This is a genomic window from Streptomyces sp. NPDC107517 (assembly GCF_055582645.1).
The window spans coordinates 1-7,768 of record NZ_JBVJPM010000077.1 but is presented as its reverse complement, the minus strand read 5'-3'; the positions used below and the strand labels follow the sequence as shown (position 1 = coordinate 7,768).

Below are 7,768 nucleotides of genomic sequence, written 5' to 3'. Positions count from 1 at the left end.
CCCGCGGCGACGCCAACTTCAGCCGCGGCGTCATCCTCCGCTACACCCCGGGCAAGACGCACTGACCGCCCGGCGCCCTCCGGGACAACACCCGCCCAAGGGCCGGACACGACACGAACCGAACCTCCCGGCCCTCACAACCAGCCTGCCCAATGCCGGGCCGGTACACATCCCGACAGTTCAAGCCGTCTCGAGACGGTTGATGTCAGGGTTGCGCAGGACGGTGAGACCCGTCCCGTCGTCACGGGCGACGATCAGCATGGCGCGGCCCACCTGCGCGGTGGTGGTGATGTGGCGGGGGAAGACGCGCCGCAGGAGCGGATACAACCCAGCGGTGACGCGGTACAGGGCACGGTAGAGGGGCGTGCGGGACGTGGCTCCGTCCACGGGCTGGATGTAGCCGGGGCGGAACATGCGGGCCTTCATGGGCAGAGCGAGCAGATCGGTCTCCGTGCGCCCCTTGACCCGCGCCCACATCTGGCGGCTCTTGCCGGTGGGATCGGTACCCTCTCCGGAGACGTAGACGAAGCTGAAGCCGGGCGACGGGTTGGCTACGTGCAGGGCGCGGGCCGCAGCGAGTGCGTAGTCGTAGGTGACGCGCGTGTACTCGACCTCCTTGCGGCCGACCGCCGAGACGCCGAGACAGTAGAAGCAGGCGTCCAGGTCCTTCAACTCGTCCTGGATCGCGGTGTAGTCGGAGAAGTCTGCGTGCACGAGCTGCCGGAGCTTCGGGTGGGTGACGGGCAGCGGACGGCGGACGACGGCGAGGACTTCGCTGACCTCGTGATCGAGGAGACAGGCGCGCAGCGCGCCGTGTCCGACCATTCCGGACGCTCCGAAGACGATGACGCGCACAGCTACTCCTGAGATCTGAGAGAGGGCATGAGCTGAGGGGAAGGGGCGATGCGGGGGTCAGGAAGCGGTGCGCGCGAGGGCGCCTGCCGTGAGGGTGGCCAGCATCTCCTGGAGGGAGGTGGCGAAGTCCATCTTCAGGACGGCCAGGGCTGGGTCTGCCTCGTAAGCGGTGAGCATGGCTTGTGAGGGTCGTGCATGGGTCCAGACCGCGCCGATCACCATGACCGCGGCGGCGGCCAGCTGGCGGGCACGCTCCCCCAGCTCGGGAAGGTGCGCGCGGACGAGGGCCGCGAAGACGTCGACGTTCTCGATGGCTGCCCTCTTGTAGCGGGCTGCCACGTCCGGGGACACGTTGTGTTCCAGCACGCCGGCCTGCGCGCTGAGCAGGTCGCACAGCATCTGGCGCCCGGCGAGGGATGCGGTGATCACGGAGGCGAACCCCTCGATGCGCTCAGCCGGAGCCGCTTCCGCCTCGATACCCGCGGCCAGCCGGTCGGGCAGGTCGGCCGTCCACTTCTTCCACTCGTGGTCCAGCAGTTCCAGCAGGACCGCCTCGCGGGACTCGAAGTAGCGCAGCACGTTGGACTTGGCCAGCCCCACGCGGCGGCTCAGCTCATTGAGGCTGACCGCGGACACCGGCATCTCGTCGAGCATGGTGGCGGCGGTGTCCAGGATTGCCTGCCGCCGGACCTCCCGCTGCTCCTCGCTGCGCGCACGCTGAAAAGTGTTCACGCCCTCATATTACAGACTCCCGGTCTTTTGACATCAGACCGGCGGTACCTTACGTTGGAGACATTCTAACGGACCGGCGGTCTGACATGTCGGGTCTGCCTCGGAGCAGCCCCGGCACCGCCGTCGGCACCCCCTACCACCACGACAGAAGCGAGCATCCCCATGTCCAAGGTCTGGTTCGTCACCGGAAGCTCCCGCGGTCTGGGCCGCGCGATCGTCACTGCGGCCCTCGACGCGGGCGACCAGGTGGTCGCCACCGCGCGCAAGCCTTCCCAACTGGACGATCTCGTTGACCACTACGGCGAGCGCATCCACCCCGTCGCCCTCGATGTCACCGACAACGAGGCCGTACAGCGCGCCGTCCAGGACGGCCTGAAGGCGTTCGGCCGCTATGACGTGGTCGTCAACAACGCCGGCTACGGCGACATCGCCTCCGTCGAGGACGTCACGATCGACGACTTCGCCGCCCAGATCGACACCAACTTCTACGGCGTCGTCCACGTCACCAAGGCGGTCCTGCCGATCCTGCGCGAGCAGGGCGCCGGGCACATCTTCCAGGTGTCGTCCCTCGGCGGACGGCTCGGCTCGCCCGGCCTCGCCGCGTACCAGAGCGCCAAGTGGGCCGTCGGCGGCTTCTCCACCGTCCTCGCACAGGAGGTCGCCCCGCTCGGCATCAAGGTCACCGTGCTGGAGCCGGGCGGCATGCGCACCGACTGGGCCGGTTCCTCCATGACCATCCCGCCCGTCAGCGAGCCCTACCAGCAGACCGTCGGCGCCTTCGCCGACATGATCCGCAACCCTGACATCACCCCCGCGGCCGCCGCTGCCCACTCCGCCGACCCCGCCAAGGTCGCCCGGACCGTCGTGGAGCTCGCGGAACGCGATGACGCCCCGGTTCGACTCCTGCTCGGCAACGACGCCGTCCAGTACGCCGGCGCCGCGGCCCAGGCCCTCGCCGACTCCGACGAGAACTGGCGCTCGGTCTCCGAGTCCGTCTGGGACTGACCACACCCTCAACGCCCTGGAACGCCGCGAGCGGGCCGGTGCGCCGCACCGGATGGACGCGGGCCGCAACAAGCCCGTCTTGACGACAGCCGTCGGGCATCGGCTCACCGAATCCGACATCCGACGCACGCCCAGGTGTCCGCGCACGGACCAACTCCCCAGCCGGGGTGGGCATGTGGGGCTGATGCCCTCAACTGCCAGGCCCTGTCCGGGCGTACCTCACCCGTGAAGAAACTCGCAGGACATGGCGCCACGGCTCTGGAACCCTGCGGTCTGACCGTACGAGCTCTGCTGAGACCGGAGTGATGACCTATGAGTTTCACGCTGGAGGCACCTCTTCTACAGGGGACGCTCGTGCGCCTCGAGCCGCTGAATCACCGCCATGCGGCGGACTTGGCCGCGGCGGCGGAGGAGGACCGCAGTGCGTACGGGTACACGTGGGTGCCGACGGCGCGTGAGGCCGAGGGCTACATCGATGCTCAGCTCGCGCGCTCCACTGCCGGGAAGTTGGCCCCGTACGCGCAGGTGGAGCGTGCATCGGGGCGAGCGGTCGGAGTCACGGCCTACTGGGATCCGCGGGTGTGGCCGGCAGGAGACGGTCTGTGCGCGATCGAGGTCGGATTCACCTGGCTGGCGGCGTCGGCTCAGGGCACGGGGGTGAACACCGAGGCCAAGTACCTGCTGTTCCGGCACGCGTTCGAGACCTGGAAGGTGGCGCGCCTCGACTTGAAGACGGACGCGCGCAACAGCCGCTGCCGGGCGGCCCTCGCAGGGGTGGGCGCACACTTCGAGGGTGTGCTGCGCAACTGGTCCCGCTCGTGGGCACCGGGCGAGGAGGGTCTGCTCCGTGATTCCGCGATCTTCTCGATCACCGCGGCCGAGTGGCCGGACTGCCGGGCCAAGCTCGAACAGCGGATGGCGTGCCCTCGAACGCAGGCAGGCAGGGGGAGATCCGACCACCCCTAGAGATCTTCAACGCCAGCCGGCACTCTCGATCACGCTGGCTGCGACATCGCCGACCGAGCGCGTGGTGGCGTCGACGGTGAAGTCGTCGACTGCCGCCCGGTCGAGGATCTCAGCCAGTTCGCCGGCTCTGTCCAGGTGCCATCGCAATGCTTCGGGCTCGTTCTCGTGGCGCCGCATCAAGCGCGCGTGATTGACGGGCAATTCGACGGTGAGCCTGCACACCGAAAGCTCGATGCCGACGGCGTCGGCACACAGTTGTCGTTGCTCCAAGTCCTCGATCACACCGGCGAGGACCAGCCGAGCCGCACCGGCGGCGAGGTAGTTGTCGGCCACACTGCGCAGGTTCCGCAGCATCATGCCGAAGTTGAAGCGGTCCCCCGAAGGCGCCGGCCAGGCCTGACGCAGCCGGTCGAGGTCGATGACGGCATTGGGTGTTCCGGCATCGGCGAGAAGGCCACCCACGCTCTCAGCCACCGACGTCTTTCCGACGCCTACGGTGCCGTTGATCAGGAGAGCACGGGATCCTCGAGAGCTTTCTGCTTCCATGATCGAAATCCTACTGTCCAGCGGGGAAGGACATCGAGGCCCATCGGCCTCCCATGCCGCCGACTCCGCGATGTCGGCGTTCTCGTGCACATCGGCGGTGATCGGGACCGTCCGGACCGGGACGCGGCCCTCCAAGGGGGGTCCGCTCGGGCGCCCTTGTCTCTCCAGCGACCGGGATCACCTCTGTCCCATGTCTTGTGCCGACGGCACGCAGCGATCAAGATGACGCCTGCATGTGACCGCCGGTAACCGTCGCCCATCAGGGCTGGGACACGAAGAAGGTCCTGCTGTGCCCGTACTTCGCCACACGACGAACGCCCTCGGCGCCCTGTCGACAAGCATCCGTCTCACCGCCTTCGGCGCGGTGGTGGCGGCAGCCGCCGCGCTGCTCCCCGCCACCTCGGCCTCCGCCGCAGAGCCCGGCGTCGGTGGCTACACCGACCCCTCGTACGCGTCCGCGTGCACCTTCCACCGCTACGGCGAGGGCGAGACGCCGCCGCTCTCCCTGTTCAGCACCGACCCGCTGTGCGTGGAGTACGCCAAGCGGGACATCACCGTGACCAACGGCGGCGCGGCGCGCTTTCTGCTGGCTGAGCCGGCGCGCTTCGCGATCGCCGTACCCGCCTGCCGATACTGGCAGTTGGACCACTGGAGTGTGCAGGCCACTCCGGGCGGAACCGAACTGGTCGGCTGGGACGGCAGCTACTGGTTCGACAAGACGGAGGGCAGTGCCGCGGCGCGGGTGCGCAACATCACCGTCGCCGGGCAGCCCGCCCGGGCCGAGGAGGCCGCGAAAGCAGTCCGGCCGTACGACGCCCGGCTCGCCGACGCGCTCGTGAGCGACGCCGCGGGTGTGCAAGTGAAGCTGCCGGTGAGCGGGCTGTGTTGAGCGAACCGCCCGCACGGCCCACCCGGCGCCGGCTGCTTGTCGGGCTGACCGCCGCAGTCGCCGCCCTGCGGGCCGGGGAGCTGACCGCCGACGCCGCGCCGTCCGCGCGCTCTGTCCCCGACCGGATGCCGGTGGCTCGGACGGGGCCACAGCCCGCTTCCCTCTCGCTGCCCGACCCGACGACGGCCACGCTGGAGGCGTTCGCGGACACCATGGTCCCGGGCGAGAAGCGGCACAGCGCAGACGTGGCCATCGCGGGGGCAGCTCCCGGTCCCGGCGCCGTGCAGGCGGGGGCCATCGAACTGCTCAACCTTCCCGATCTCGGAATAGGTCTGCTGCTGCCTGAACTGGCGCTGCTCGTCAACACCCGCGCCCTCGCTCATGCGGCCACCCACGGCCGGGTCCTGCTGCCCACTCAGCCTCCCTTCGTCGCCCTCCGCTTCACCGACCGGACGGCGCTCGCCGGTGAGTTGCTCACGCCCGGCGCCCCGGACCGGCAGCTGTACGTGGTGCTCGCGCTCTTCGCCGCCGCGGCCTTCGACACCGCGGCCCACCTGCACACCACCGAAGCCATCCGGCAACGCCACCCGGGCCTGGCCTGGATCGGCTTCCCATCCCCCGACGCCGACGGACTGTGGCGCTTCCCCGACTACTCGTACGGCAGAAGGCTCGCCTCCGAACACCCGCTCACCACCCCCGGAGGACACCCCGCATGAGCGTCACCGAACGCACCGACGTGCTGGTCATCGGCAGCGGCTTCGGGGGTGCCATTCCCGCCTACCATCTGGCCGCGGGGGGCGCCAAGGTGGTGATCCTGGAACGCGGACCGCACCTCACCGCCCCCGATTTCACCCATGACCTGCGCCTGGGCAGCTACACCCGGATCGTCGACCTCGTGCAGGGCGACGGCATCACCGTCGTCGCAGGGAACTGCGTCGGCGGGTCCAGCGTGGTCTACTTCGCCGCGTCGCTCCGGGCTCCGGGCTTCGTCTTCGATCGCCGCGGCAGTCTGGGCCACCGTCTGTGGCCTTCGGCCCTGACACGCGCGGCGCTCGACCCATGGTACGACCGGGTCGAGGAGGCTCTGCCCGTCGCCGAGCAGAGCTGGGACCAAGTCCCCTACCCCGGCGGGCTGTTCGCCGCGGCGTGCGCTCGTGCGGGCCGCACCTGCAACCCTGTGCCCGTCGCCGTCGATCTGGCCCGCTGCACCAACTGCAACTGGATGCTGAACGGCTGTCACTTCGACGCCAAGCGCTCCATGCTCCTGAACTACCTCCCCGCCGCGACCGCGCACGGCGCCGAGATCCGCCCGCTGCACGAGGCGCAGACGATCGCTCCTGCCACCACACCCGGTTACCGCTACCGCGTTGCGTACACGCAGCTCGACGCCGGTGACTACCGGCTGCCGGTCGGTGTCGGGGCGATCGAGGCCAAGACCGTGGTCCTTGCCGCGGGCGCACTGGCCACCCCTGTCCTGCTGCAGCGCTCGGCTCCCGTGCTCGGTGGAGTCCCCCGAGCCGTCGGGCGCTACTTCTCTGGCAACGGCGACCGTGTGTCCATCGCCGACGTCGACGAAGGCAAGGTGCGCGACCTGCTCGGCCTCGAGCGCACTCCGGGCATCCCGTACCAGGGCTTCCCCATCGGGAAGCCCATCGGATCCATGTCGTACGACGGGCTCGACGCGTCAAAGGCGGAGTTCACCCGTTTCTCGCTCCAGCAGATCTACTTCCCCGGCATCACCGATCTGCTGGCCCAGGCCACCGACACGCCGGCGACGAGCTGGTTCGGCGTCCGCAAGAAGGAGATGCGGGCACGCTGGCCGTCGTGGCTGTCCGTGCTCGCCATGACCGAGGACGACAACGAGGGCGTCTTCGGTGCGCCGCCGCCCACCGGAAGCTCGACGCGCGTGGCCACCTCGCTCTGCCTGTCCACGCTCTCGTACCGGCCGACAGCGAACACCCTGCGCGGCTGGGCCGGCGCGGATGCCGAGGCCCGCGCGGTGCTGGAGCGCGACGGTCTTGCCCGGGTCCGGCCCTGGAGCGAGAACGCCGCCGGGTCCGTGAGCGCGCACCCCCTCGCCTCCTGCCGGATGGGTGACGATCCCGCCACCTCCGCGCTCGACGAACGCGGCGAACTGCGAGGTCATCCCGGCCTGTTCGTCACCGACGGCTCCGCGGTGCCCACCTCGCTCTGTGTCAACCCCTCACTGACGATCGCGGCGCTGGCCGAACGGGCCTGTCCCGGCATCGTGGAGAGCACCGCCGAGGCAGGCGTGCGCGCACGGTACGGGGCTCCCACGCCCCGGTGAAAGGAACCCTCTTGAAACCTCCCCCAGCTGAAGCAGAGGGGATTCCTAGCTCACGTGGCCTGCTCCCCGGCAGGGATACAGGTCTTACACGGTCAGCACTAGCCGGGACAGAGACCAGCCCGGACGAGCATCACACGGGCTGAGTTTTTGTCCCGAGGCCGGGACACCCCGCACATGGTGCACGTATACGTTCGTTCTGAGAGAGGCAGCGCGTGCTTGGTTCTCGCTCCGCAGTCTGCGCAGTCCATCGTGGTGTGCGCCGGATGCACCAGATGCACCCACCGGCCGTGCTTACGGCCCATCTCGACCAGGGCAGTCCTGGTCGCGCCGATCGCCGCGTCAGCGGCCTTCTTCGCCATGGTGGACTTCGCAAGGAACTTCGGCCGGAAGTCCTCCACGGCCAGGGCGTCATGGTCACGGACGACCTTCTTGGCCCACTTGCGGGCGGTGTCCTGACGCTGCCGGGC

The 7,768-nt window shown here is 69.5% G+C and carries 9 protein-coding genes; 5 read left to right on the top strand and 4 right to left on the bottom strand.

From position 1 onward, the window contains the following. Positions 1-180: 180 nt before the first annotated feature. Entirely contained in the window at positions 181-855 is a 675-nt protein-coding gene (locus tag ACZ67T_RS45910; protein WP_469992983.1) for an NAD-dependent epimerase/dehydratase family protein, read from the bottom strand. Between the two features lie 57 nt (positions 856-912). Beyond that, on the bottom strand, positions 913-1,587 hold the full coding sequence (locus ACZ67T_RS45905; protein WP_469992981.1) for a TetR/AcrR family transcriptional regulator: 675 nt from the start codon (positions 1,585-1,587) through the stop codon (positions 913-915). A 162-nt stretch (positions 1,588-1,749) separates the two neighbouring features. Between ACZ67T_RS45905 and ACZ67T_RS45900 the strand changes: the two genes are divergently transcribed. Beyond that, positions 1,750-2,592, top strand: a complete 843-nt coding sequence (locus ACZ67T_RS45900; RefSeq protein ID WP_469992979.1) for an SDR family NAD(P)-dependent oxidoreductase — start codon at positions 1,750-1,752, stop codon at positions 2,590-2,592. Between the two features lie 312 nt (positions 2,593-2,904). Beyond that, positions 2,905-3,558 (top strand): GNAT family N-acetyltransferase, encoded by a 654-nt coding sequence (locus ACZ67T_RS45895; RefSeq protein ID WP_469992977.1) that lies wholly within the window; start codon positions 2,905-2,907, stop codon positions 3,556-3,558. A 6-nt stretch (positions 3,559-3,564) separates the two neighbouring features. Here the strand turns inward: ACZ67T_RS45895 and ACZ67T_RS45890 are convergent, their stop codons facing one another. Continuing rightward, complete coding sequence (locus ACZ67T_RS45890) at positions 3,565-4,104, bottom strand: DEAD/DEAH box helicase family protein (protein WP_469992976.1); 540 nt, start codon at positions 4,102-4,104, stop codon at positions 3,565-3,567. 289 nt (positions 4,105-4,393) lie between these two features. Here ACZ67T_RS45890 and ACZ67T_RS45885 point away from each other — a divergent pair, with 289 nt between their 5' ends. The 3 genes from ACZ67T_RS45885 to ACZ67T_RS45875 are packed head-to-tail and all read left to right on the top strand — an operon-like array spanning position 4,394 to position 7,301. Continuing rightward, on the top strand, positions 4,394-4,993 hold the full coding sequence (locus ACZ67T_RS45885) for a hypothetical protein (RefSeq protein ID WP_469992975.1): 600 nt from the start codon (positions 4,394-4,396) through the stop codon (positions 4,991-4,993). Next, on the top strand, positions 4,990-5,709 hold the full coding sequence (locus tag ACZ67T_RS45880; protein ID WP_469992973.1) for a DUF5987 family protein: 720 nt from the start codon (positions 4,990-4,992) through the stop codon (positions 5,707-5,709). Before ACZ67T_RS45885 ends, ACZ67T_RS45880 begins: the two co-directional genes overlap by 4 nt. Continuing rightward, positions 5,706-7,301: a GMC family oxidoreductase N-terminal domain-containing protein gene (locus ACZ67T_RS45875; RefSeq protein WP_469992971.1), complete on the top strand. Its 1,596-nt coding sequence runs from the start codon at positions 5,706-5,708 to the stop codon at positions 7,299-7,301. Before ACZ67T_RS45880 ends, ACZ67T_RS45875 begins: the two co-directional genes overlap by 4 nt. Before the next feature lie 98 nt (positions 7,302-7,399). On the opposite strand, the gene ACZ67T_RS45870 is transcribed toward ACZ67T_RS45875, so the two are convergent. Continuing rightward, a partial coding sequence (locus ACZ67T_RS45870; protein WP_469992969.1) for a zinc ribbon domain-containing protein occupies positions 7,400-7,768 on the bottom strand: 369 nt, incomplete at its 5' end.

Excerpts from the sequence above, each read along its gene's own strand:
- ACZ67T_RS45900 (WP_469992979.1), top strand. The coding sequence starts at position 1,750 with ATGTCCAAGGTCTGGTTCGTCACCGGAAGCTCCCGCGGTCTGGGCCGC.
- ACZ67T_RS45895 (WP_469992977.1), top strand. The coding sequence starts at position 2,905 with ATGAGTTTCACGCTGGAGGCACCTCTTCTACAGGGGACGCTCGTGCGC.
- ACZ67T_RS45890 (WP_469992976.1), bottom strand. The coding sequence starts at position 4,104 with ATGGAAGCAGAAAGCTCTCGAGGATCCCGTGCTCTCCTGATCAACGGC.
- ACZ67T_RS45875 (WP_469992971.1), top strand. The coding sequence starts at position 5,706 with ATGAGCGTCACCGAACGCACCGACGTGCTGGTCATCGGCAGCGGCTTC.